This is a genomic window from Bacillus proteolyticus (assembly GCF_001884065.1).
Taxonomy (GTDB): Bacteria; Bacillota; Bacilli; order Bacillales; family Bacillaceae_G; genus Bacillus_A; species Bacillus_A proteolyticus.
Genome location: NZ_MACH01000157.1, coordinates 62,315 through 87,435 on the forward strand (window position 1 = coordinate 62,315; position 25,121 = coordinate 87,435).

The 25,121-nt window shown below is 39.0% G+C and carries 26 protein-coding genes, 1 tRNA gene and 1 other RNA gene; 20 read left to right on the top strand and 8 right to left on the bottom strand.

Annotated features, from left to right (window positions below; all coding sequences use genetic code 11):
* Positions 1 to 56 precede the first annotated feature (56 nt).
* The 7 genes from BAQ49_RS28475 to BAQ49_RS28505 form a co-directional block, all read right to left on the bottom strand.
* Positions 57 to 926, bottom strand: coding sequence for a DUF421 domain-containing protein (locus BAQ49_RS28475; protein WP_071748031.1), 870 nt, complete (start codon positions 924 to 926; stop codon positions 57 to 59).
* A gap of 20 nt (positions 927 to 946) precedes the next feature.
* Positions 947 to 1,153, bottom strand: a complete 207-nt coding sequence (locus BAQ49_RS28480; RefSeq protein ID WP_071748032.1) for a DUF1657 domain-containing protein — start codon at positions 1,151 to 1,153, stop codon at positions 947 to 949.
* Positions 1,154 to 1,164: 11 nt separating this feature from the next.
* Positions 1,165 to 1,515 (bottom strand): stage V sporulation protein AE, encoded by a 351-nt coding sequence (gene spoVAE, locus BAQ49_RS28485; RefSeq protein ID WP_000575919.1) that lies wholly within the window; start codon positions 1,513 to 1,515, stop codon positions 1,165 to 1,167.
* Positions 1,512 to 2,528 carry a stage V sporulation protein AD gene (gene spoVAD / locus BAQ49_RS28490; protein ID WP_071748033.1) on the bottom strand — a complete coding sequence of 339 codons (1,017 nt, stop codon included), beginning with the start codon at positions 2,526 to 2,528 and terminating at the stop codon, positions 1,512 to 1,514. The genes spoVAE and spoVAD overlap by 4 nt, the downstream gene beginning before the upstream one ends.
* Positions 2,529 to 3,005, bottom strand: coding sequence for a stage V sporulation protein AC (spoVAC, locus tag BAQ49_RS28495; RefSeq protein WP_071748034.1), 477 nt, complete (start codon positions 3,003 to 3,005; stop codon positions 2,529 to 2,531).
* Between the two features lie 28 nt (positions 3,006 to 3,033).
* Entirely contained in the window at positions 3,034 to 3,522 is a 489-nt protein-coding gene (locus BAQ49_RS28500) for a YhcN/YlaJ family sporulation lipoprotein (protein WP_071748035.1), read from the bottom strand.
* Between the two features lie 93 nt (positions 3,523 to 3,615).
* Positions 3,616 to 3,822, bottom strand: a complete 207-nt coding sequence (locus BAQ49_RS28505) for a DUF1657 domain-containing protein (RefSeq protein ID WP_000216167.1) — start codon at positions 3,820 to 3,822, stop codon at positions 3,616 to 3,618.
* 205 nt (positions 3,823 to 4,027) lie between these two features.
* On the opposite strand from BAQ49_RS28505, the gene BAQ49_RS28510 reads away from it, so the two are divergent.
* The 10 genes from BAQ49_RS28510 to eno all read left to right on the top strand — a co-directional run bounded on the left by BAQ49_RS28510 (position 4,028) and on the right by eno (position 13,748).
* Entirely contained in the window at positions 4,028 to 4,390 is a 363-nt protein-coding gene (locus tag BAQ49_RS28510; RefSeq protein WP_071748036.1) for a YxeA family protein, read from the top strand.
* Between the two features lie 299 nt (positions 4,391 to 4,689).
* Positions 4,690 to 4,765: transfer RNA gene (locus BAQ49_RS28520), tRNA-Arg, on the top strand.
* 260 nt (positions 4,766 to 5,025) lie between these two features.
* Positions 5,026 to 6,333 carry an RNA polymerase factor sigma-54 gene (gene rpoN / locus BAQ49_RS28525; protein WP_071748038.1) on the top strand — a complete coding sequence of 436 codons (1,308 nt, stop codon included), beginning with the start codon at positions 5,026 to 5,028 and terminating at the stop codon, positions 6,331 to 6,333.
* 9 nt (positions 6,334 to 6,342) lie between these two features.
* Positions 6,343 to 6,588 carry a glutaredoxin family protein gene (locus BAQ49_RS28530; protein ID WP_064476221.1) on the top strand — a complete coding sequence of 82 codons (246 nt, stop codon included), beginning with the start codon at positions 6,343 to 6,345 and terminating at the stop codon, positions 6,586 to 6,588.
* A gap of 135 nt (positions 6,589 to 6,723) precedes the next feature.
* A complete protein-coding gene (gene cggR, locus BAQ49_RS28535) occupies positions 6,724 to 7,752 on the top strand; it encodes a gapA transcriptional regulator CggR (protein ID WP_071748039.1) in 1,029 nt (342 codons plus the stop codon).
* Between the two features lie 27 nt (positions 7,753 to 7,779).
* On the top strand, positions 7,780 to 8,784 hold the full coding sequence (gene gap, locus BAQ49_RS28540; protein ID WP_000161237.1) for a type I glyceraldehyde-3-phosphate dehydrogenase: 1,005 nt from the start codon (positions 7,780 to 7,782) through the stop codon (positions 8,782 to 8,784).
* Between the two features lie 139 nt (positions 8,785 to 8,923).
* The gene (locus BAQ49_RS28545; protein ID WP_002124084.1) at positions 8,924 to 10,108 is read left to right on the top strand and encodes a phosphoglycerate kinase; all 1,185 of its coding nucleotides are present in this window, start codon (positions 8,924 to 8,926) and stop codon (positions 10,106 to 10,108) included.
* Between the two features lie 32 nt (positions 10,109 to 10,140).
* A complete protein-coding gene (gene tpiA / locus BAQ49_RS28550) occupies positions 10,141 to 10,896 on the top strand; it encodes a triose-phosphate isomerase (RefSeq protein ID WP_002174167.1) in 756 nt (251 codons plus the stop codon).
* Positions 10,893 to 12,422: a 2,3-bisphosphoglycerate-independent phosphoglycerate mutase gene (gpmI, locus tag BAQ49_RS28555; RefSeq protein WP_071748040.1), complete on the top strand. Its 1,530-nt coding sequence runs from the start codon at positions 10,893 to 10,895 to the stop codon at positions 12,420 to 12,422. Before tpiA ends, gpmI begins: the two co-directional genes overlap by 4 nt.
* Before the next feature lie 30 nt (positions 12,423 to 12,452).
* On the top strand, positions 12,453 to 13,748 hold the full coding sequence (gene eno / locus BAQ49_RS28560) for a phosphopyruvate hydratase (protein ID WP_002124088.1): 1,296 nt from the start codon (positions 12,453 to 12,455) through the stop codon (positions 13,746 to 13,748).
* A 50-nt stretch (positions 13,749 to 13,798) separates the two neighbouring features.
* On the opposite strand, the gene BAQ49_RS28565 is transcribed toward eno, so the two are convergent.
* The gene (locus tag BAQ49_RS28565) at positions 13,799 to 14,749 is read right to left on the bottom strand and encodes a nucleoside hydrolase (protein ID WP_071748041.1); all 951 of its coding nucleotides are present in this window, start codon (positions 14,747 to 14,749) and stop codon (positions 13,799 to 13,801) included.
* 275 nt (positions 14,750 to 15,024) lie between these two features.
* Here BAQ49_RS28565 and BAQ49_RS28570 point away from each other — a divergent pair, with 275 nt between their 5' ends.
* The 10 genes from BAQ49_RS28570 (at position 15,025) to gntP (ending at position 25,089) form a co-directional block, all read left to right on the top strand.
* Positions 15,025 to 15,402 (top strand): CidA/LrgA family holin-like protein, encoded by a 378-nt coding sequence (locus tag BAQ49_RS28570; RefSeq protein ID WP_180237309.1) that lies wholly within the window; start codon positions 15,025 to 15,027, stop codon positions 15,400 to 15,402.
* Positions 15,399 to 16,091 carry an LrgB family protein gene (locus tag BAQ49_RS28575; RefSeq protein WP_071748043.1) on the top strand — a complete coding sequence of 231 codons (693 nt, stop codon included), beginning with the start codon at positions 15,399 to 15,401 and terminating at the stop codon, positions 16,089 to 16,091. The genes BAQ49_RS28570 and BAQ49_RS28575 overlap by 4 nt, the downstream gene beginning before the upstream one ends.
* A gap of 94 nt (positions 16,092 to 16,185) precedes the next feature.
* Complete coding sequence (gene secG / locus BAQ49_RS28580) at positions 16,186 to 16,419, top strand: preprotein translocase subunit SecG (protein WP_000557262.1); 234 nt, start codon at positions 16,186 to 16,188, stop codon at positions 16,417 to 16,419.
* A gap of 161 nt (positions 16,420 to 16,580) precedes the next feature.
* Positions 16,581 to 17,321 carry an alpha/beta hydrolase gene (locus BAQ49_RS28585; RefSeq protein ID WP_165616086.1) on the top strand — a complete coding sequence of 247 codons (741 nt, stop codon included), beginning with the start codon at positions 16,581 to 16,583 and terminating at the stop codon, positions 17,319 to 17,321.
* A 211-nt stretch (positions 17,322 to 17,532) separates the two neighbouring features.
* A complete protein-coding gene (gene rnr / locus BAQ49_RS28590; protein WP_071748045.1) occupies positions 17,533 to 19,959 on the top strand; it encodes a ribonuclease R in 2,427 nt (808 codons plus the stop codon).
* A gap of 213 nt (positions 19,960 to 20,172) precedes the next feature.
* Positions 20,173 to 20,640, top strand: coding sequence for an SsrA-binding protein (gene smpB / locus BAQ49_RS28595; protein WP_001123920.1), 468 nt, complete (start codon positions 20,173 to 20,175; stop codon positions 20,638 to 20,640).
* 126 nt (positions 20,641 to 20,766) lie between these two features.
* Positions 20,767 to 21,121, top strand: a transfer-messenger RNA (tmRNA) gene (gene ssrA / locus BAQ49_RS28600).
* 246 nt (positions 21,122 to 21,367) lie between these two features.
* Entirely contained in the window at positions 21,368 to 22,099 is a 732-nt protein-coding gene (locus tag BAQ49_RS28605) for a GntR family transcriptional regulator (protein WP_071748046.1), read from the top strand.
* The gene (gntK, locus tag BAQ49_RS28610) at positions 22,092 to 23,627 is read left to right on the top strand and encodes a gluconokinase (RefSeq protein WP_071748047.1); all 1,536 of its coding nucleotides are present in this window, start codon (positions 22,092 to 22,094) and stop codon (positions 23,625 to 23,627) included. The genes BAQ49_RS28605 and gntK overlap by 8 nt, the downstream gene beginning before the upstream one ends.
* Before the next feature lie 115 nt (positions 23,628 to 23,742).
* Positions 23,743 to 25,089, top strand: coding sequence for a gluconate permease GntP (gene gntP / locus BAQ49_RS28615; protein ID WP_071748048.1), 1,347 nt, complete (start codon positions 23,743 to 23,745; stop codon positions 25,087 to 25,089).
* Positions 25,090 to 25,121 lie beyond the last annotated feature (32 nt).

Sequence of the window (25,121 nt, forward strand, 5' to 3'; positions counted from 1 at the left end):
TAAAGGTGTAGAAAAGGCAAAAGAACGCCTTTTGTATAGAAGCGTTCTTTCATTCTTTATTCTTTTAAAAGATAGGTTACTTTATTTAAAATTTTCTCGATTTGTTTTGCGTTGTTACTATACATATCACTTGCTGATTTTGATTTCGTTTCTAGAGAGAATAATTCAAGATCAGCATGGCATTTCTTTAAGGATGCTAATAATAAAGGCTTGTTTTGAGGAGAAGGCATTTGGAGTTTATCATTATATATATCGATAGTAAGTTGTCCATACGAATCAACTTGACCGAGAAAGACATTCTCAATGACAACGCCGAGTTTTTCTAGTTCAGAATGTAACCAAGCACGGTTATGTCCACTTGCTGAAAGAGGTTCATCTAGTACATTTCCATCCATAATAACAGTTTGTGGTTCTTTTTCATTCGGTACTTTTAAACCGATGTCTTTTGCTGTGAGTGGTTGGCGATCTTTCTTCAGTAATACATTTAACTCTCCGCTCGGTTCTAATACTGCAAATTCAACATCTGCTACGCTGAACGCATCTTTTCCCCGGAGTAGTTCAAGTAATTCGTCACTTGTATATTTTTCTTTCTTTAAGTTATCTTCGAGTATTTTTCCATCTTTTATTAATACGGTAGATTTCCCTTCAAAGAAGTCCCGAGCTGTTTTGTTCTTTAAGGAGAGGATTCCTGTGAAAAAAGGTACCACAGCGAAAATGAGTATCGCAAAGACGCCGTGGAAAAATTTTGAATCGAGCCCTGTAGATACTTGGGCAGCGATGTCACCGATTGTCATTCCAGCTATGTATTCAAAAAAGGAGAGCTGAGAGATTTGTCTTTTCCCTAACCATTTCGTAATAGCGAATAAAATGATTAATATAAATACAGAACGAAGAATGACAAGTGCCCATTCAGGTAGGTGAGACATAGCGATTTCCTCCAGTCTGCTTAAAAACCTTTATATTGAGGTTCTTCACGTTCTAATATTGAAACTCTATCCTTTAGATCAGCGATGACGCTGTCCATTTCTAACATACATTCATGAAAGACGCGTTTTGTTTCTTCGTCTTCTGAATTTAACGAAAGGGAACTTAAGCTTGCTTGAGCGCCCCTTAAACTAGCGAGGCATGTTTTTACACTAGCGATAACAGTCATGAAAACACCTCTTATCCTTTCGGTTTAAATAGCAATGCTCCGATGAATCCGAAAATGATAGCGGCTGATACACCAGCACTCGTTACTTTAAACATACCGGTAATTACGCCGACGATTCCGTGTTTAGCCGCTTCTTCCATCGCACCGTGAACGAGGGCATTGCCAAAGCTTGTAATTGGTACTGTTGCCCCGGCCCCAGCGAAGTCAATTAGTGGTTCATACAAATTGAATCCATCTAATATAGCTCCAGCAACAACGAGTGTTGCCATTGTATGTGCAGGGGTAAGTTTACCGACATCAAACATAAGTTGTCCAATTACGCATATAAGGCCACCAATAACGAAAGCCCAGAAAAAAATCATTGCGTTGCACCTCCAAATTCAATCGAAACAGCGTGAGCGATACACGGAATCGTTTCTTCTTGTTGGAATGTAAGAGGGGATAGTAAAGCACCTGTTGCAACGACAAGTATTTTATTAAATTCTCCTCTTTTCATTCGGTTTAATAAATGCCCGTAAACGACTGTTGCGGAACATCCAGGACCACTTCCACCAGCTATGACAGGTTGTCCTTCTCTATAAATGATGATTCCGCAATCTTGAAATTGCTCGCTCTTTACTTTTGTTCCGTGTTTATGTAGCAGGTCGTAAGCAATTTCGCGACCAACATGTCCAAGGTCACCTGTTACGATTAAGTCGTAATAAGAGGCGTCGATTTGTCGTTCGCGTAAATGGGCTTCAATTGTATCGACAGCAGCTGGAGCCATCGCGCCTCCCATATTAAATGGATCTGTTAATCCCATATCAATAACCCGACCAATCGTTGCAGATGTTACTCTTGGACCATCTCCTGTATCACTTAAAATAGCTGCGCCTGCACCCGTCACTGTCCACTGGGCGGTAGGAGGTTTCTGACCACCATATTCAGTTGGATATCGGAATTGTTTTTCAACGGCAGCGTTATGGCTTGATGCACCGGTTAATAAATATTTTGCACCTTTTGCATTTACGATACTTGCTCCGAGTGCTAATCCTTCCATAGAAGTAGAGCAAGCTCCGAATAATCCGAGATAAGGTGTTCCGAGTGTACGACATGCAAAGCTCGTTGGAGTTATTTGATTAATTAAGTCTCCAGCGAGGACGAATTGAATATCATCTTTCCTAAGTCTGGCTTTTTCTGTAGCGCGGCTACAAGCCTCTTCAAACAAAATTTTATGTGCTTTTTCATAGGAATCTTGTCCGAGCCATAAATCTTCATGCAGGGTATCGAAGTCTTCAGGGATTTTTCCATTTGCTTCAAATGGGCCGCCGACTACACCTGTTGAAATGATAACTGGTTTGTTTTCGAATACCCATGTTCGGTGTCCTTGTAACATTTACAGCCCTCCCCATTGAAAGAGAATCGTTTTAATAAGAGCGATGACAAAAGCTGAAAATACGCCAAATAAGATGACCGATCCTGCTAGTTTAAACATGTTACCACCAACACCGAGAACGAAGCCTTCTGTACGGTGTTCAATACATGCGGCAATAACAGAGTTACCAAATCCAGTAACGGGAACTGCGGTACCAGCACCAGCAAATTGTCCCAGGCGATCGTAGACGCCAAATCCCGTCAGTAGCATGGAGATAAAAATAAGAGTTGCAACGGTAGGGTTCCCGGCAGAGCGTTCAGTGAAATCAAAATACGTAATATAAAAGGTGGAAATCAGTTGGCCTATTAGACAAATGAATCCCCCGACGAGAAAAGCTTTTATACAATTTTTTAAAACGGGGCGCTTCGGTTCGCGCTGTTGTTCGAATTTTTTATATTCTTGTTGTACAGGTGTTAAATTTTTATCTTTACTAGACATTTGAATCCTTCCTTTTCTTTTAAAAAGCTTAAATATTAGATCCCATTTCTGATTGAATGAGTTTCAATTGTTTTTTGATCCCATCTTTACTTACTTTCTTTTTCTTAATTTTGTTTTCAAGTTCTTCTATGAGCATAAAAATCTTTTTGTCTGTACTTACACGAATATCGAGAGTAGGATTTTCATCACTTAGTTTCTTTTTTAATTTACTTCGTAAAGGTTTTAAACCAAATCTTTCGTGATGTTCAGGCTTGACGGCTATGTAAAGATCTAAATTTGTATTAACTGCGGTAGCTTCTATAATTCCCTCCATAGCAAGAGCTTTTTTCTTAGCGTCTTGCGATATAGATTGATTAAATGATTCTGTACTCATTTTTGTTAATTTAGGGCCCTTGTCTTCTTCCGTTCGTTTAGCTTCTTCTTTTTTTACCTTTTTATCTAACGGGCTATTATCACATCCGGTAAGTGAACCGAATAGGAGCATAAATAACGCGGTTATGATTCCGAGTTTTCGCATTATAATCATTCCATTTCTATTGCAATATGTAATGTGATAGAAAAAGGATGACTGCATATCATCCTTTTTCTATTTCACAGCAAGATTGACTCGTTATTGCTGTGTGTATTGTGGTTCTTCTTGCTGAACTTCTTCAACACGTGGGTTTAAAGAATCGATAATTGTTTGTGTTTGCTGCGCAGCTGTTTGGAAAAGTTGCTTTGCTTGTTGGTTATCCGTATCAAGAGCGAATCCCTCTAAGCTAGCTTGTGCACTTTTTAATCCAGAAACAGTTTGCTTTAGTTTAGTAATTACAGTCATTGAATGAAGCCCCCTTTGGAATATCAATTCAAAGATTATAATTTGTGAGTTGAGGTGAATTTATGATTGGAAAATTTAGGTTTGTTATACGTGTAGATTACAATTTTGTAATGAATATGTAAGGATAAGCGATAGTGGAAAAAACCTTTTTCTCCTAGAATAAAGAACGTAAAGCAAGTTAAAAGGATATGTTAAGGAGAGAAAAATGAAGAAATTATTATTAGGTTTAATTGGAATTTTTATATTAGTTATTGGTGTGGCAAGCTTTTCTCATAATGAGGTGACTGATAGATATAATCCGCTTGTGAAAGAAGACTTTGTATATGTAAAAGCGAAAGAGTCTGGCCGACTATCCACAGTTGGAGAGGTAGCTGGAGACTATAAACTTACTGGTTATTACACTTCAGGTGAAGGAAGAGATGTTAAGTTTTATGCACCTCGTGGGCTTAGAGAGGGAGCGTATGTAAAGGTTAAAACAAAAGGTGAATATATTGAAACATACCAAGAAGTACAGCCGAATGAGATTCCAAAAGAGATTAAAGAGAAACTAGATAAAGTGAAACTTTAATCAGTGGAGGTTTTGTTCATCCTCACTGATTATTAGCCCTCACCAATCAGGCGTTTACAGGTAGCAGGGCTCCCACCTAACTTCTTTGCTCCAGCTGAGTTTTGAGGTGGGAGTCTTACTGCCCACAAATGGCGGGATAAATAAGACAGATAAGAATGGCCTCCTAAATGTAAAAATCAGGAGGCGTTTTTATGCAGAAAATAGCGTACATATAATGCGTTATCAAAGAGTTTTTGTTGATTTAAATGGTTTTTATTGCTATTATTATGAGAAGAAAATGAAGTCTGTTTTATAATCATGCGCCCATAGCTCAGTCGGATAGAGCGGTGGTTTCCGGTACCACGTCTGCCGGGGGTTCGAATCCCTCTGGGCGCGTAAAAAGGTCCTAACTTACAAATGTAAGTTAGGACCTTTTTTTATTTCTCTCTTGTTATATCTGGTAGTAAGATTTACTATTAGTATGTGGTAATAATTTTTTGTACGTTATTATTTTATTTCAATATTATTCAAATTTCGGTTGTAAGTTGTAAATCTCATTAATACATATAAATTAATAATATTTTGGAATGGGTGTCTGTGATAGCATTCTCCTTTTACCAAACTTATTGTACAATAGAAACAAGGGGGAGATTAGTTTGAAGGCAAGTCTTTTACAAGAACAAAGCTTACGTTTGGCAATGACACAAGAGTTAAGGCAAGCGATTACAATGCTCCAGTATAATGTACAAGAATTATCGGAGTTTTTATATGAGCAATCGTTAGAGAATCCCCTTATTGAGTTAGGTGGTTTTGAGAGGGAGAAGAAAAAGAGCTCTAACAACAGTAAAAGTACCAGCAAACAAGTCGAGAATCAGATGGAAATCTACAGTGTGGATTCAACAACGATTCAGCAACATTTATTAAATCAAATACAGTATTATAAAATAGAAGAAGAAGAGCGAAAAGTAGCTTCCTTCATTATTATGAACATGGATGGAAATGGGTATTTACAAGAAACGAATGAAGAGTTAGCAGATCTCCTTTCCGCACCGATTCATGTAGTCGACCGCTCTGTTGAGCTTGTCCAATCACTCGAGCCAGCAGGGATAGGGGCACGTAATATTCGGGAATGTCTAACTTTGCAATTGAAGCGCTTACAAAGGCGAAATGGATTAGCGGAAGAGGTTATAGAGGATCACTTTGCTTATTTCGTGAAGAAAGATTGGCGAAAACTCGTTCAAGTGCTGAAGTGTAGTAATGAGGAATTGCAGAGCGCGGTAAATTGTATAACGTCATTACAACCAAAGCCAGGTCTTGCATTTTCTTCTGATAAACCACTTTATATTGTGCCTGATATGGCGGTGAAAAAAGATGGTGATCGTCTCGTTTTACAAATGAATGAGAGAAATATGCCAAGAATTGAAATTCACTCTGAGTATAGTGCACTTCTAAATAATAGTGAAAGTGAAGTTGCTTCTTACGTATCGGAGAAATATCAGCATGTGCAATGGATTATGCGCAGTTTGAAACAGAGAAAACAAACGCTCTTACAAGTAATGGGCATTATAATGGAAAAACAGCGTGATTTCTTCTGGGAAGGTCCAGAATATTTAAAACCGCTCGCTTTAAAAGAAGTAGCAGAAGAATTAAGTGTGCATGAATCTACAATTAGTCGTGCAACGCGAAATAAATATGTGCAAACACCACACGGCTTATTTGAGATGAAATCGTTCTTTAGCAATGCCGTTTCGACTACTGAAGATGAAGCAGTTTCTACAAAGCGTGTAAAACAATTTATTCAAAAACTTGTTGAAGCGGAGAATAAGAAGAAGCCACTTTCAGATCAAAAGATTTCAAAATTATTAGAAGAAGAGCATGAAATCGTTATTTCTCGAAGAACAGTGGCGAAGTATAGAGAACAAATGCATATTCCAGCGTCGTCATTACGAAAAACGATCGGATAGGTGAAGAAGATGAAAGTTGTACTGTATACAAAAAAAGATTGTGGCCTTTGCGTGCAGGCGAAACAAGTTTTACAGGAAGTACAATGTGAATATTCTTTTCAAATCGAGGAAATAGATATATATGAAGATAATGACCTTTTGGAGAAATATCATTTAATGATTCCGGTTGTAGAAATAGGCGGAAAACAGGTAGAATATGGTAACATTCACAAAGGTGTCATAATAAACTATATAAACAATGCAGTTAAGAGTTGAATAAGTTTCTATCTCCTGTTACAATAATACACGTAGCAGGGATTATTTTTTTAACCTATGTGGGACATAAAATGTCACTACGGGACACAAAGTGACCACAAGGGTAAATGAACCAATGTAGTGAGGAGAAAAGATATGCGCTCATGGATTCAGAACACAAAAAAATTATTACCTGATCTGCTACCTGTTATGCAAACGAGAATGCAAATTCTTCAATACATCAGGCTCATGCAGCCGATTGGAAGAAGGAACTTATCAGCAAGTCTCGGTATGACAGAACGAGTATTGCGAAGTGAAGTTCAAGTTTTGAAAGAACAAAACTTAGTTCACGTCGCTTCTTCTGGAATGACTTTGACAGAAGAAGGAACAGCTTTAGTTCTTGCTTTGGAAGACTTTATGAAAGAAATTTCCGGGTTAAAGGTTTTAGAAAAACAACTTAAGGAAACATTAGACTTGGATGAAGTTTTCGTTGTCCCTGGTGATAGTGATGAATCACCTTGGGTCAAACTGGAGATGGGCCGTGCTTGTGTGACTTGTATAAAAGACCGTCTGACAGTGAATAATATCGTTGCTGTGGCTGGAGGAACTACGCTAGCTGCTGCTGCGGACATGATGCAACTTGATTGCAAAGATTTACATATGCTATTTGTCCCAGCACGTGGTGGAATTGGAGAAGGTGTTGAGTTAGAAGCCAATACCATTTGCGCCAAAATGGCACAAAATACGATGAGTAATTATCGCTTATTGTATGTTCCGGATCACGTTAGTAGCGAAGCATATGCGTCCATTGTAACAGAGCCCTCCGTGAAAGAAGTTCTTGAGTTGATTCGATCTTCCAATATCGTCATTCATGGAATTGGTGATGCGTTAACAATGGCACGTCGCAGAAATACTTCAGAAGCAGATTGGTTAAAGATTCAGGCAAGCGAAGCAGTTGGCGAAGCTTTCGGTTACTACTTTAATGAACAAGGAAATGTTGTTCATAAAGTAAGAACGGTTGGTATGCAACTTGAAGATTTACAAAATGTATCTCACGTTGTTGCAGTCGCTGGAGGTTCTTCAAAGGCAAAGGCAATACAGGCTGTAATAAAGCAAGGGCACACTTCAATTCTAATTACAGATGAAGGTGCAGCAAAACAGTTAACAAAGGGTATTACCCTTTAAATATAATCCCCCAAGGAGGAAATTCAAATGACTAAAATTGGTATTAATGGATTTGGACGTATCGGACGTAACGTATTCCGCGCAGCTCTTAACAACTCTGAGGTAGAAGTAGTAGCAATCAACGACTTAACAGATGCTAAAACATTAGCTCACCTTTTAAAATATGACACAGTTCACGGAACTTTAAATGCAGAAGTATCTGCTAACGAAAACAGCATCGTTGTTAACGGTAAAGAAATTAAAGTTATCGCTGAGCGTGACCCAGCTCAATTACCATGGAGCGACTACGGAGTAGAAGTAGTAGTAGAATCTACTGGCCGTTTCACTAAAAAATCAGACGCTGAGAAACACTTAGGTGGATCAGTTAAGAAAGTTATCATCTCAGCTCCAGCTTCTGACGAAGATATCACTGTAGTTATGGGTGTTAACCACGAACAATACGATGCAGCTAACCACAACGTAGTATCTAACGCTTCTTGTACTACAAACTGTCTAGCTCCATTCGCTAAAGTATTAAACGAAAAATTCGGCGTAAAACGCGGAATGATGACAACAATTCACTCTTACACTAACGACCAACAAATCTTAGACTTACCACACAAAGATTTACGTCGTGCTCGTGCAGCAGCTGAAAACATGATCCCAACATCTACTGGTGCTGCTAAAGCTGTAGCATTAGTATTACCAGAACTTAAAGGTAAATTAAACGGTGGCGCTGTACGTGTTCCAACTGCTAACGTTTCTCTTGTTGACTTAGTTGTTGAACTTGACAAAGAAGTAACAGTTGAAGAAGTAAACGCAGCATTCAAAGCAGCTTCTGAAGGTGAATTAAAAGGTATCCTTGGATACAGCGAAGAGCCATTAGTATCTATCGACTATAACGGATGTACAGCTTCTTCTACAATCGATGCATTATCTACAATGGTAATGGAAGGTAACATGGTTAAAGTACTTTCTTGGTACGATAACGAAACTGGTTACTCTAACCGCGTAGTAGACTTAGCAGCATACATGACTTCTAAAGGTCTTTAATTCTTAAGTATATAAGTAATCAATGACAAAACGAGGGAGAGGGTTTGTTCCCTCTCTCTCTTCTTTCGTTTTAGAAGCAAATGTGTTAAGCTTTTGAATGGGTTTTGTCAATCCTAACTAGTAGTCGGAGGGAAATCCAATGAACAAAAAATCAATTCGTGACGTAGATTTAAAAGGTAAGCGTGTATTTTGCCGCGTTGATTTCAACGTACCTATGAAAGAAGGCAAAATTACAGATGAAACTCGTATCCGTGCAGCTCTTCCTACAATTCAATATTTAGTAGAGCAAGGTGCGAAAGTAATTTTAGCAAGTCATTTAGGCCGTCCAAAAGGTCAAGCAGTAGAAGAATTACGTCTTACTCCAGTAGCAGCACGTTTAGGCGAGCTTCTTGGTAAAGATGTTAAAAAAGCGGACGAAGCATTCGGACCAGTTGCACAAGAAATGGTTGCAGCAATGAACGAAGGCGACGTATTAGTTCTTGAAAACGTACGTTTCTATGCGGGCGAAGAAAAGAACGATGCAGAACTTGCGAAAGAATTTGCAGCTCTTGCTGATATCTTCGTAAACGATGCATTCGGTGCAGCTCACCGTGCTCACGCTTCTACAGCAGGAATCGCAGACTACCTACCAGCAGTATCTGGTTTATTAATGGAAAAAGAGTTAGATGTATTAGGTAAAGCACTTTCTAACCCAGAACGTCCATTCACAGCTATCATCGGTGGTGCGAAAGTAAAAGATAAAATCGGTGTAATTCGTCATCTATTAGACAAAGTAGATAACCTAATCATCGGTGGCGGACTTGCTTACACATTCGTTAAAGCATTAGGTCATGAAATTGGTCAATCTCTATGTGAAAATGACAAGATTGAACTAGCTAAAGAATTTATGCAACTTGCAAAAGAAAAAGGCGTAAACTTCTACATGCCAGTTGATGTTGTAATCACTGAGGAATTCTCTGAAACTGCAACAACTCAAATCGTTGGTATCGACTCTATCCCTTCTACATGGGAAGGCGTGGACATCGGTCCTAAAACACGTGAAATTTATGCAGATGTAATTAAAAACTCTAAGCTTGTTGTATGGAATGGACCAATGGGTGTATTCGAAATGACTCCATTCGCAGAAGGTACAAAAGCAGTAGGACAAGCATTAGCAGATGCAGAAGATACATACTCTGTTATCGGCGGTGGTGACTCTGCAGCAGCTGTTGAAAAATTCGGTATGGCTGATAAAATGAGCCACATTTCTACTGGCGGCGGTGCGTCATTAGAATTCATGGAAGGTAAAGAACTTCCAGGTGTAGTGTGTCTTAACGACAAATAAGTAGCAGCCAAAGAAAAAGGACGGTGCAAAGCATGCGTAAACCAATTATCGCAGGTAACTGGAAAATGAATAAAACTCTATCTGAAGCAGTTAGCTTCGTAGAGGAAGTTAAAGGTCAAATCCCAGCAGCTTCAGCTGTTGATGCAGTAGTTTGCTCTCCAGCTCTATTCTTAGAGCGCTTAGTAGCGACAACTGAAGGAACTGACTTACAAGTAGGTGCACAAAACATGCACTTCGAAAAAAATGGTGCATTCACTGGCGAAATTAGCCCAGTAGCACTTAGCGACTTAAAAGTAGGCTACGTAGTACTTGGCCACTCTGAGCGTCGTGAAATGTTTGCTGAAACAGACGAATCAGTAAATAAAAAGACTCTTGCAGCATTTGAACATGGTTTAACACCAATCGTATGTTGTGGTGAGACTTTAGAAGAGCGCGAAAGCGGAAAAACATTTGATCTAGTAGCAGGTCAAGTGACAAAAGCACTTGCAGGTTTAACAGAAGAGCAAGTTAAAGCAACTGTTATCGCTTATGAGCCAATCTGGGCTATCGGTACAGGTAAATCTTCTTCTTCTGCAGATGCAAATGAAGTATGTGCGCACATCCGTAAAGTTGTTGCAGAAGCTGTTTCTCCAGAAGCTGCAGAAGCTGTTCGTATTCAATACGGCGGTAGCGTAAAACCAGAAAACATTAAAGAGTATATGGCACAATCTGACATCGACGGCGCTTTAGTTGGCGGTGCTAGCTTAGAGCCTGCTTCGTTCTTAGGTCTTCTGGGGGCGGTAAAATGAGAAAGCCAACAGCTTTAATCATCCTTGACGGTTTCGGACTACGTGAAGAAACTCACGGGAATGCTGTAGCACAAGCTAAAAAACCTAATTTTGATGGTTACTGGAACAAATTCCCTCATACAACGCTTACAGCTTGTGGTGAGGAAGTAGGTCTTCCAGAAGGTCAAATGGGTAACTCTGAGGTTGGTCACTTAAATATCGGTGCTGGCCGCATAGTATATCAAAGCTTAACACGCGTAAACGTTGCAATTCGTGAAGGTGAGTTCGATCAGAACGAAACTTTCCAAAATGCAATTAAAAGCGTGAAAGAAAAAGGTACTGCTCTTCATTTATTCGGTTTACTTTCTGATGGTGGTGTGCACAGTCACATGAACCATATGTTTGCTCTTCTTCGTTTAGCAGCAAAAGAAGGCGTGGAGAAAGTTTATATCCATGCATTCTTAGATGGCCGCGATGTTGGACCACAAACAGCAAAAGGTTATATCGATGCAACAAATGAAGTAATTAAAGAAACAGGAGTAGGACAATTCGCGACTATCTCTGGTCGTTATTACTCCATGGACCGTGACAAGCGTTGGGATCGCGTAGAAAAATGTTACCGTGCTATGGTGAATGGTGAAGGCCCTACTTATAAATCAGCAGAAGAGTGTGTAGAAGACTCTTATGCAAATGGTATCTATGATGAATTCATATTGCCGTCTGTAATTGTTAACGAAGATGACACGCCAGTTGCAACAATCAATGATGATGATGCAGTTATCTTCTATAACTTCCGTCCAGACCGTGCAATTCAAATTGCTCGTGTATTTACAAACGAAGATTTCCGTGAGTTCGATCGTGGTGAAAAAGTACCTCACATTCCTGAATTCGTTTGTATGACACACTTCAGTGAAACTGTAGATGGTTACGTGGCATTCAAGCCAATGAATCTTGATAACACTTTAGGTGAAGTTGTTGCGCAAGCGGGATTAAAGCAACTTCGCATCGCGGAAACTGAAAAGTATCCGCACGTTACATTCTTCTTTAGCGGTGGTCGTGAGGCTGAATTCCCAGGAGAAGAGCGTATCTTAATTAACTCACCGAAGGTTGCAACGTATGACTTGAAACCTGAAATGAGCATTTACGAAGTAACGGACGCTTTAGTAAATGAAATCGAAAATGATAAACATGATGTTATCATTCTTAACTTTGCAAACTGTGATATGGTTGGCCATTCTGGGATGATGGAACCAACAATTAAAGCAGTAGAAGCAACTGACGAATGTTTAGGAAAAGTTGTAGAAGCGATTCTTGCAAAAGATGGTGTAGCACTTATTACTGCTGACCATGGTAATGCTGATCAGGAGTTAACTGCTGATGGTGGGCCTATGACAGCTCATACAACTAACCCGGTTCCTTTTATCGTTACAAAAAATGATGTAGAGCTTCGTGAAGGTGGTATTTTAGGAGATATCGCTCCAACAATGCTTACGCTTTTAAATGTGGAACAACCGAAAGAAATGACAGGTAAAACAATTATTAAATAATTTGCTTATATAAAAAGGAGAGAATTTATTATGTCAACAATTATTGATGTTTATGCTCGCGAAGTCCTTGACTCTCGTGGTAACCCAACTGTAGAAGTAGAAGTTTACACAGAAAGCGGCGCTTTCGGACGCGCTATCGTACCAAGTGGTGCATCTACTGGTGAGCACGAAGCAGTAGAATTACGTGACGGTGACAAATCTCGTTACCTTGGTAAAGGTGTTATGAACGCAGTAAACAACGTTAACGAAGCAATCGCTCCAGAAATCGTTGGTTTCGACGTAACTGACCAAGCTGGTATCGACCGTGCTATGATCGAATTAGATGGCACTCCAAACAAAGGTAAACTAGGCGCTAACGCTATCCTTGGTGTATCTATGGCAGTAGCTCACGCAGCAGCTGACTTCGTAGGTCTTCCATTATACCGTTACCTTGGTGGATTCAATGCAAAACAATTACCAACTCCAATGATGAACATCATCAACGGTGGTTCTCACGCTGATAACAACGTTGACTTCCAAGAGTTCATGATCTTACCAGTTGGTGCTCCAACATTCAAAGAATCAATCCGTATGGGTGCTGAAGTATTCCATGCACTTAAAGCTGTATTACATGACAAAGGTCTTAACACTGCAGTAGGTGACGAAGGTGGATTCGCTCCAAACCTTGGTTCTAACCGTGAAGCTCTAGAAGTAATCATCGAAGCTATCGAAAAAGCTGGTTACAAAGCTGGCGAGAACGTATTCTTAGGAATGGACGTTGCTTCTTCTGAGTTCTACAACAAAGAAACTGGTAAATATGACCTTGCAGGCGAAGGCCGTACTGGCTTAACTTCTGCAGAAATGGTTGATTTCTACGAAGAGCTTTGCAAAGACTTCCCAATCATCTCTATTGAAGATGGTTTAGACGAAAACGACTGGGATGGTCACAAATTATTAACTGAGCGTATCGGTGATAAAGTACAATTAGTTGGTGACGACTTATTCGTAACTAACACTCAAAAACTTGCTGAAGGTATCGAAAAAGGTATCTCTAACTCAATCTTAATTAAAGTTAACCAAATCGGTACTTTAACTGAGACTTTCGAAGCTATCGAAATGGCTAAACGTGCTGGTTACACAGCAGTTGTATCTCACCGTTCTGGTGAAACTGAAGATGCTACAATCGCTGACATCGCAGTTGCAACTAACGCTGGCCAAATCAAAACTGGTTCTATGAGCCGTACTGACCGTATTGCTAAGTACAACCAATTATTACGCATCGAAGACGAACTAGGCGAAATCGCTGTTTACGATGGTTTAAAATCTTTCTACAATATCAAACGATAATTGCAGAAAATAACGACAGACCGTGAGAAATCACGGTCTGTTTTTTTATGTTAAAATTGCTCACCCGTCATAAGCGACATAAAATATTTAAAGAAGCGGTTATAATCAAAATCAATTGCGATTTGATGACTCGGCAAATCAATAAATGGCTTTGGCTGCACTAAAGAACGAAATTCTCCAATACTTGCCCCCTGTGCATAAGATTCTGTCATGACAACAATTGGTGACTGGTGATAAGTGAACATAGAGTTATCAAATAAAGCTAGTATTGGTATTGTGTCATGAAATGGACTTCCCTTTAAATGCGGCAAGATATCTTTATAATATCCGTAGTAATAATGGTCGAATAACGGTTTGACAAGTGGGGCTTTTCCTTTTGCGTCAATGTACTCAGCCATTTCTGGTGTAATGACGGAATACTGGGTTACGTTTAATGGGTATATGTACATGTTAGCTGCGGATTGAAGGACTATATTAGCAGCAGTAGGATCACCATAAAAGTTTGCTTCTGAAATAGGGGTAACGTTACCGGGATGCAAAAAGGCACCACCCATTACGTAATAAGATTTAATTTGCTTCATTAACTGTTTACATACAATGAATAAAATTGCTAGGGAGGTAAGTCTTCCTAAACTTACAATGATTAATTCATCTTTATACTGTTCAATAAGAGGAATAACTTCGAAAAAATTCTCCATTTCTCCGTTAGTCACATTTTTCTTAGGGATAATTGGCCCGAGCCCCTGCTTCCCATGTACATCCGTAAAGAAAGCAGGAGGGGAACCAGTAAGAGGACGTTCTGAACCACCGAATATCTTAATGTTTCTATTCTTTATTTCATGCTTAAGAAAATGAGCATTTTGCACGGCCATTTCTTTTGGAACATTGCCGTAATCTGCAACAATACCCATGATTTCTATTTCATCGATAAAGAATGCTAAGAGAAGAGCCATCGTATCATCAATTCCAGGATCACAAAAAATGAGAACTTTTTTTGGCATAGGTTCACCACCTATCTTATTTATATATATGTAAGATTTGGGATGAGAAGAATAAAAAGATTATTTTCTTAAAATAATAACCCCTTAAATTCAGAAAATATAAACTTTACATAATAGGTCAAGGTTTTTGACATAAAATTCATTCGGAAACACAGTCATATCAAGGGTGTAAGCGTATATCATGTCGGTTTTTTGTTATCGATTTGATAAATTGCAGCTTTTTACAATTTATACTATGATAAAGATATTAACAGAAGATCGTATAAACATGAGGGATGATGAACATGAAATTCACAAAGATTCTTGTCCAAATTGCTGCTCTTTACGTGTTTTATATGGTTGGAAATTGGGTTCAAGAAATGTTAAATATGCCCATTCCAGGAAGTTTGATTGGGATGTTTTTCTTACTTGTTTTACTTAGCCTAAAAGTACTTCCAGTGAAATGGTTTGATTTAGGAGCAGAAACACTCGTTGCTATTATGCCGTTTTTATTAATTCCGCCAACGCTTGGCCTAATGAATTACGGTGCTTTTTTTATGAGTAAAGGAATTTCTCTTTTCATTACAGTTATAGCGAGTACATTTTTAATCATTATTGTCGCAGGACATACAGGACAATACCTTGCGAATAGAAAGGAAAAAGAGACACAATGAGCCAAATATTAATCGGAATCGGTTGGGTTCTTTTTACGGTGCTATTATATCAATTATCTAAAAAAATCTATAAATTATTTCCAACACCATTTACCATTCCAATGCTTGTAGCGACAGGATTAATGGCTTTCTTATTTATAGTGCTTGATATACCATATCAAAATTATATGGAAAGTGGTGGTGGCTGGATTGCGAAGTTACTTGGGCCAGGTGTTGTAGCATTTGCAATCCCGCTTTATAAACAACGTCATGTTCTGCAAAAATATGTTGTACCAATTGCTGGTGGTGTAATTGTTGGAACGACAGTGGCGATTGCAAGTGATATGGCTATCGCCACACTTATGGGAACAGATAAAAGTTTAATTTTATCTTCTTTACCAAAGTCAGTGACAATGCCAGTTGCGATGAGTGTATCTGAACAAGTGGGTGGTGTCCCATCCTTAACAGCGGCTTTCGTCGTTATCGCAGGGATTACCGGAACGATTACAGGACCAATTTTGTTAAAATGGAGCCGCGTTACAAACTCGGTTGGTAAAGGGATTGGCTTTGGATGTGCGTCTCATATTATGGGTGTTATGAGAGCGATGAAAAATAATGAGCATGAAGGTGTTATTGGATCGGTAACAATGACATTAACAGCAATTTTGACATGCGTGCTCGGACCATTATTTGCAATGATGTTTATGTAATAGAAGAAAAGCGAGAGCGACCCTATAGCTCTCGCTTTTCTATAGGATTTATGCTACAGTTGGAATAACTGAATCTTTGTAGGAGGTACGCCAAGTGCATACGTTATTATCCGTTTTACTTATTATTGTATCGATTTTAATGATTGTTATGGTACTTATGCAGTCTAGTAATAGCTCAGGCCTTTCAGGTGCAATTTCAGGCGGTGCAGAGCAATTATTTGGTAAGCAAAAAGCACGTGGAATTGAAGCGGTATTAAACCGCATTACAATTGTTTTAGCTGTATTGTTCTTCGCATTAACAATTGGTGTTACGTACTTAAACTTATAGAATTGAAAGAAGAAGCGTTAGTAAGATGTACTAATGGTTCTTCTTTTTTTGTTTTGCCATTTGAAAGATGTTTCTAATTAGATTATAGAAATATAAATATGGTACACTAGATATAGAAAGAATACGACTAGATTACAGAAGAGAAAGAGGAGAAGTACATGATGAAATTAGCATCTCCAAAACCATTTACATTTGAAGGTGGAGACCGCGCTGTTTTATTATTACATGGATTCACAGGGAACTCAGCTGATGTACGCATGCTAGGGCGTTTCTTAGAGAAGAAAGGCTATACTTGTCATGCGCCAATTTATAAGGGACACGGCGTACCACCAGAGCAGCTTGTTCATACAGGTCCTGAAGACTGGTGGAAAGATGTAATGAATGCCTATCAGCATTTAAAAGATCAAGGTTACGAGAAAATAGCTGCGGTTGGATTATCATTAGGCGGAGTATTCTCATTAAAACTTGCTTATACATTACCGATTTTAGGTGTTGTACCAATGTGTGCACCGATGTACATTAAAAGTGAAGAAATTATGTACCAAGGTATATTGGCATATGCACGCGAATATAAAAAACGTGAACAAAAATCACCAGAGCAAATTGAAAAGGAAATGTTTGAATTTAAACAGACACCGATGAATACATTAAAAGCATTACAAGAGTTAATTCGTGACGTACGCAATAATGTGGATATGATTTATGCGCCAACATTCGTTGTACAAGCACGCCATGATGAAATGATTAATACAGATAGTGCTAACATTATTTATAACGGTGTAGAATCTACGTTAAAAGACATTAAATGGTATGAAGACTCTACGCATGTCATCACACTTGATAAACAGCGTGAAGAGCTACATGAGGATGTATATAACTTCTTGGAGCAACTAGATTGGTAAGGTCTAGTTGCCTCTTTTTTTCATAAGGGAATTTTTTATCCCGGTGGTTGTGGGCTAATAATCAGTGAAGATGGATAACCCTCTACTGATTAAAGTTTCATTTTATGAAAACTGTAAAAAATCATTGGGAGATGATTAAAGTTTCGCTTTATACATCCCCCATCTTTCGGATACACTAAATAATATAAGGGTTTAAAGGAGGTATTTCTGCTTGGAAGAAATCATACAAGAACATATTGATAAGTTGTTATTATTTATGAGAGAAGAAGCGTATAAACCGTTAACAATACAAGAGTTAGAAGCGGCATTTGGAATTGAAGGTTCTGAAGGCTTTAAAGATTTTGTAAAGGCACTTGTAATGATGGAAGAGAAGGGACTTGTTATCCGCACACGTAGTAATCGCTACGGTCTTCCAGAAAAAATGAGCTTAGTACGCGGTAAATTAATTGGACACGCACGTGGCTTTGCATTCGTTGTACCAGATGAGAAGAAAACGGGAGACGATGATCTTTTCATCCCGCCTACAGAGTTGAACGGTGCACTTCATGGCGATACAGTATTAGCACGTGTTAGCTCACAATCAAGTGGATCACGCCAAGAAGGTTCAATTGTACGTATTTTAGAGCGTGGAACGAAGGAACTAGTTGGTACATATACAGAGTCGAAAAACTTTGGATTTGTCATACCTGACAATAAGCGATGGACGAGTGACATTTTCATCTTGAAAAGTGCATCTATGGGCGCTGTGGAAGGTCATAAAGTAGTTGTGAAAATTACGAGCTATCCAGAGAACCGTTTAAGTGCAGAAGGTGAAGTTATTCAAATTCTAGGTCATAAAAATGATCCAGGGGTAGATATTTTATCTGTTATTCATAAACATCATTTACCGTTGGCGTTCCCTGAAGAAGTTATGGAACATGCAAACAGTGTACCAGAAACGATTTCAGAAGGCGATTTAAAAGATCGCCGTGATTTACGTGATCAAATGATTGTTACAATTGACGGCGCAGATGCAAAAGACTTAGATGACGCTGTTACAGTAACGAAGCTTGAGAACGGTAACTACAAGCTTGGTGTTCATATTGCGGATGTAAGTCATTACGTTCAAGAAGGTTCTCCAATTGATGTTGAAGCAGCAGAGAGAGCGACGAGTGTATATCTTGTAGACCGTGTAATTCCGATGATTCCGCATCGTTTATCAAACGGTATTTGTTCGTTAAATCCAAAAGTAGACCGTCTGACACTATCTTGTGAAATGGAAATCAACAATCTAGGTGATGTTGTAAAGCACGAGATTTTCCAAAGTGTTATTAAAACGACAGAGCGTATGACGTATGCTGACGTAAGAAGCATTTTAGAAGATGAGGACGAAGAGTTAATCAAACGCTATGAGCCGTTAGTACCGATGTTTAAAGAGATGGGCCAATTAGCTCAAATTTTACGTGAAAAACGTATGCGCCGTGGTGCAATTGACTTTGACTTTAAAGAAGCGAAAGTATTAGTAGATGAAGAAGGAAAACCGACTGATGTTGTAATGCGTGATCGTTCTGTATCAGAGAAGTTAATTGAAGAATTTATGCTTGTTGCGAATGAAACAGTAGCAGAGCACTTCCACTGGATGAACGTACCGTTTATGTACCGTGTCCATGAAGATCCGAAAGAAGATAAGCTTGAGCGTTTCTTTGAGTTTGTAACAAACTTCGGATATGCAGTAAAAGGACGTGCGAATGAAATACATCCTCGTGCGTTGCAGCAAATTCTTGAAATGGTTCAAGGTCAGCCTGAAGAAGTAGTTATTTCAACAGTTATGCTTCGTTCTATGAAGCAAGCACGTTATGATTCGGACAGCTTAGGACATTTCGGTTTATCAACGGAGTTCTACACGCATTTCACATCACCAATTCGTCGTTATCCAGATACGATTGTTCATCGATTAATTCGTGAATATATCATCAACGGTAAAGTCGACAACGAAACGCAAGCGAAATGGCGTGAAAACTTACCTGAGATTGCAGAGCACTCTTCTAATATGGAACGCCGTGCTGTTGAAGCAGAGCGTGAAACAGATGAAATGAAAAAAGCAGAGTATATGGTTGATAAGATTGGCGAAGAGTATGACGGTATGATTAGCTCTGTAACAAACTTCGGTTTATTCGTAGAGCTTCCAAATACAATCGAAGGTCTTGTACACGTTAGCTACCTAACAGATGATTACTACCGTTATGACGAAAAACATTTCGCAATGATTGGAGAACGTACAGGTAACGTGTTCCGCATCGGTGACGAAATTACAATTCGCGTTATTAATGTAAACAAAGACGAGCGTGCAATCGACTTTGAAATCGTTGGCATGAAAGGAACACCTCGTCGTAAGTTCAAAGATCGTCCAGTCGTTATCGAACAGCCAAGAACAGGCAGAAAGAAACGCGGTGGACGTAGCGAGCGTAGTAATGAGCGCGGTGGCGAACGCGGCGCAGGAAGAAAGTTTGACCGTGGCGGTAAAGGAAAAGCATCCGCATCCGCTTCCACATCCACATCTGCTAGCCAGTCAGGGAAAAAAGATGGGAATGGTAAGAAGAAAAAAGGATTCTTTGAAAATGTACCAGGATTCAAGAAGAAAAAGAAAAAGCGTAAGTAAGAAAAGGATGGCTTCGCTTTGATGAAAAGCGGGGCTTTTTCTTTTTTATTGTAATCCAGCTACAGTGGCTAGAATGTTCGGCGGCTTCGCTTCTTCCCTAGAGGCAAAGAGCGCCTCAAGGTCAGAAGCTCCATCCACCTCACATTCTGAGCGAGCCACTTTCGCTTTTTGTTTACATTTGTTACAATAGTAAAAATAGAGGAGGGACGTTATATGCCAAAAGGTACAGGTAAGGTTATTGCACAAAATAAAAAAGCATTTCATGATTATTTCATCGAAGAAACATACGAAGCAGGGCTTGTCCTTCAAGGAACGGAAATTAAGTCGATTCGCGCTGGTCGCGTAAACTTGAAAGATGCGTTTGCACGTGTACATAATGGTGAAGTATGGGTTCATAATATGCACATTAATACGTACGAACAAGGGAATCGTTTCAACCATGATCCACTTCGTACGAGAAAATTACTTCTGCATAAAAAAGAAATTGATAAACTAGCGGGAGCTGCAAAAGAAACAGGTTACGCATTAGTTCCACTTAGAATCTATTTGAAAAATGGATTTGCAAAGATGGCACTTGGTTTAGCAAAAGGTAAGAAGCAATATGATAAACGTCACGATTTAAAAGAGAAAGAAGCTAAACGTGAGATTGCACGCGTGTTCCGTGATCGCCAAAAGATGTAATACAGATATTTACATTTGTAAAACGGCGCGCGTATGATATAATAACTTATGTAAGGTTGTTGCACATTGAAAAACAGCTCTTAGTAGCTATCACGATATTTTCTTCGTATGCTCCATTTTTATCATGGGGACGTTACGGATTCGACAGGGATAGTTCGAGCTTAGGTTGCGAGTCGAGGGGATCGGCCTCGTTAAAACGTCAAAGCCTATAATTGGCAAACAAAACAATCTTTCTTTAGCTGCTTAATTGCACTAAAGGTTCCTCCCTCCATCGTCCATGTGGTAGGGTAAGGGACTCAAACTAAGTGGACTACGCCGGAGTTCGCCGTCTGAGGGCGAAGGAAGAGAACAATCAGACTAGCAACTTGGAAGCCTGTCGATAGGCCGAAGAGTTTGCGAAATACTAATATATCGACTACACTCGTAGAAGCTTAAGTGCCGATATTTTTGGACGTGGGTTCGACTCCCACCGTCTCCACCAATACATATTTGGTGGTTTTTTTATTTTGTATATAACAAGAAGCATAAGATGGCCGTTTTGGCCAACTTATGCTTCTTTTAGTTTATGGCCAACTTATGCTTCTTGATTTGAAAATTCAAGATAATTCCAATATCTCGGCTGTCCTCCTAAAAAATCGACACAAAAAGTAAAGCGCTTGCATAATTAAAAATCTGAGTTATAATACTTGTATACAAGTATACTTGATTAACATGAGAAGGTGACGTTATGACGGAATCAATGGAATTTCTTTATCCTGAAAAATGGCTTTCAAAAGCTTCTACTGGTGATCGTGTTGCGAGCGAACTTAGAATGCGTATTATTGCAGGTAAAATTGAAAACGGTACCATTCTATCAGAAAATAAATTAGCCGCCGATTTTTCTGTAAGTCGGTCACCTGTTCGTGAAGCATTAAAAGTACTGGCCTCAGAAAATATCATTCGCTTAGAAAGAATGGGCGCAGTTGTCATTGGTTTAACCGAAAAAGAAATTGAAGAAATATACGATGTTCGTTTACTCATAGAAACGTTTATCTTTGAACGGCTTGTAAAAATGGACACAAACGAGTTAGTAAAGGAACTGAATAAAATTATAGAAATGATGAAAATCGCCATTAAATATCATGATGCTGATGAGTTTTCTTATCAAGATGTCTTATTCCATGAAACGATTATTCGCACTATTCATCATTCCCATATCCTGATGATGTGGAATAATTTAAAGCCTGTTATGGAAAGCTTAGTCCTTTTATCAATGCGTACCCGTTTCAAGGAAAAATACGAAGACTTTGAACGGATTATCAAAAATCATGAGCTTTATATAAAAGCGATTGAATCAAAAGATCGAGCCCTCATGATTGAGGTCTTACATCAAAACTTTGATGATGTTCAAGGGAAAGTTGAAGACCTCTGGATGTCACAGCAAATGTTATCTAAAGGAGTAGAGCAAGAACATGAGTAGCTATATGCTAGGTATAGATATCGGTACAACAAGTACCAAAGCAGTATTATTTACTGAAAAAGGCGAAGTCGTCCAAACAGAGAATATTGGTTACCCACTTCGCACACCGGATATATCCACAGCGGAACAAGATCCAGAAGAGATTTTTCAAGCTGTTTTGCGAGCGATTTCAAATATAACGAGACATCATTCAGATAAAAAACCATCGTTTATTTCATTTAGCAGCGCCATGCACAGTGTCATTGCAATGGATGAAAATGACCATCCGCTGACACCTTGTATCACCTGGGCAGATAATCGCAGTGAGGCCTGGGCACATAAAATCAAAGATGAACTGAAGGGCCATGAAGTTTATAGACGAACAGGAACACCCATTCACCCCATGTCACCATTAAGTAAAATTACTTGGATTGTGAATGACCACCCTGAAATCGCAGTCAAAACGAAAAAATATATCGGAATAAAAGAATATATCTTTAAAAAATTCTTTGATCAATATGTTGTGGATCATTCTCTCGCTTCATGCATGGGGATGATGAATCTACAAACACTAGATTGGGATGAAGAAGCTTTAAAAATTGCTGGTGTAACACCTGCTCAATTATCTGAGCTCGTACCAACCACCAAAATATTTAGCAACTGCAATCCGGATTTAGCTAAAAAGATTGGTATCGATTCACAAACACCGTTTGTCATTGGTGCCAGTGATGGAGTGCTTTCTAATCTAGGTGTGAATGCAATTAGAAAAGGTGAGATTGCAGTCACAATCGGGACAAGTGGTGCCATTCGAACCATCATTGACAAGCCGCAAACAGATGAAAAAGGAAGAATATTCTGTTATGCCTTAACGGAAAAACATTGGGTAATTGGTGGACCGGTAAACAATGGAGGGATGGTCCTTCGCTGGATTCGCGATGAACTTGCTTCATCAGAAGTAGAAACTGCGAAAAGACTAGGAATTGATCCATACGATGTATTAACCAAAATTGCTGAACGAGTGAGACCTGGCGCAGACGGATTATTATTCCACCCATACCTCGCAGGTGAACGTGCGCCATTATGGAATCCAGATGTACGTGGATCATTCTTCGGCTTAACTATGTCACATAAGAAGGAACATATGATTCGTGCAGCTTTAGAAGGCGTTATTTATAATTTATACACGGTATTTTTAGCATTAATCGAATGCATGGACGGTCCTGTGACCCGTATTCAAGCAACAGGAGGCTTCGCAAGGTCTGACGTTTGGCGACAAATGATGTCCGATATTTTCTCATCTGAAGTCGTTGTTCCAAAAAGCTACGAAAGCTCCTGTCTAGGTGCATGTATATTAGGTCTCTATGCTACAGGAAAAATTGATTCTTTTGAAATCGTTTCCGAAATGGTTGGCAGCACCTACAAACACACACCGAAAGAAGAAGCAACAAAAGAATATAGACAATTACTACCGATATTTATCAACCTATCAAGAGTATTAGAAGACGATTATACACGAATTGCTAATTATCAAAGAAATTTAATAAAGTAAAACTTTCATCAGTGATCCCCCACTCCTCATCTCTCTTTAAATTTTGAGGTTGGGGGTTACTACCAAAAAAATAGGGGATAAACACAAATACAGCTAATATTATGGGGGAATTACGATGCCATTAGTCATTGTAGCAATTGGGATTTTAGCATTACTTTTACTGATAATGCGCTTTAAATTAAATACCTTTATTTCATTAATCATTGTATCGTTCGGCGTTGCTTTAGCACTTGGAATGCCGCCAGAAAAAATTGTTAAAACCATTGAAGCAGGATTAGGCGGAACACTTGGTCATTTAGCACTCGTTTTTGGACTTGGTGCGATGTTAGGTAAGTTGCTTTCAGATTCTGGGGGCGCACAACGCATTGCCATGACCCTTGTGAACAAATTTGGTGAAAAGAACATTCAATGGGCTGTTGTGACTGCCTCATTTATTATCGGTATTGCATTATTTTTTGAAGTAGGATTAGTATTATTAATTCCGATTGTATTTGCTATTTCAAGAGAATTAAAAGTTTCTATCTTATATCTCGGTATTCCGATGGCAGCAGCTTTATCTGTAACACACGGATTTTTACCGCCACACCCAGGACCAACTGCTATCGCTGGTGAGTTGCATGCAAACATCGGTGAAGTATTACTTTATGGTTTTATGATAGCGGTTCCAACAGTTATTTTAGCGGGACCTGTATTTACTAAAATTGCAAAAAAACTAGTACCTGAAGCATTCACAAAAACTGGTAATATCAAATCTTTAGGCGAGCAGAGAGTATTTAAACTTGAAGAAACTCCTGGCTTTGGAATCAGTGTTTTTACCGCTTTACTGCCTGTTATTTTAATGGCAATCGCTACAATTATTACTTTGCTGCAAAAAACAATGGGATTTAAAGATAATAGTTTACTAGCAGCGATCCAGTTTATTGGGAATGCGGATACTGCCATGTTAATATCCTTATTAGTTGCGATCTATACAATGGGATTGGCAAGAAATATTCCAATCAAGAACGTGATGGAATCTTGTACAACAGCGATCTCAAATATTGGGATGATGCTCTTAATTATTGGCGGAGGCGGAGCCTTCAAACAAGTATTAATTGATGGCGGCGTTGGTAACTATGTAGCCGAATTATTCAAAGGAACTTCATTATCACCGATCTTGCTCGCATGGATTATCGCTGCCATCTTACGTATTTCATTAGGGTCTGCTACGGTTGCTTCATTAACAACTGTCGGTTTAGTGATCCCAATGTTAGGTCACTCTGACGTTAACCTTGCTTTAGTTGTCCTTGCAACAGGAGCTGGTAGTTTAATTGCTTCACACGTGAACGATGCTGGTTTCTGGATGTTCAAAGAGTACTTTGGTTTAAGCATGAAAGAAACATTTGCAACATGGACCTTGCTTGAGACTATCATTTCCGTAGCCGGATTAGGATTTACTTTATTACTGAGCTTATTTGTATAGACCTTTCTAGACAGTAAAAGGGGGACGGAAAC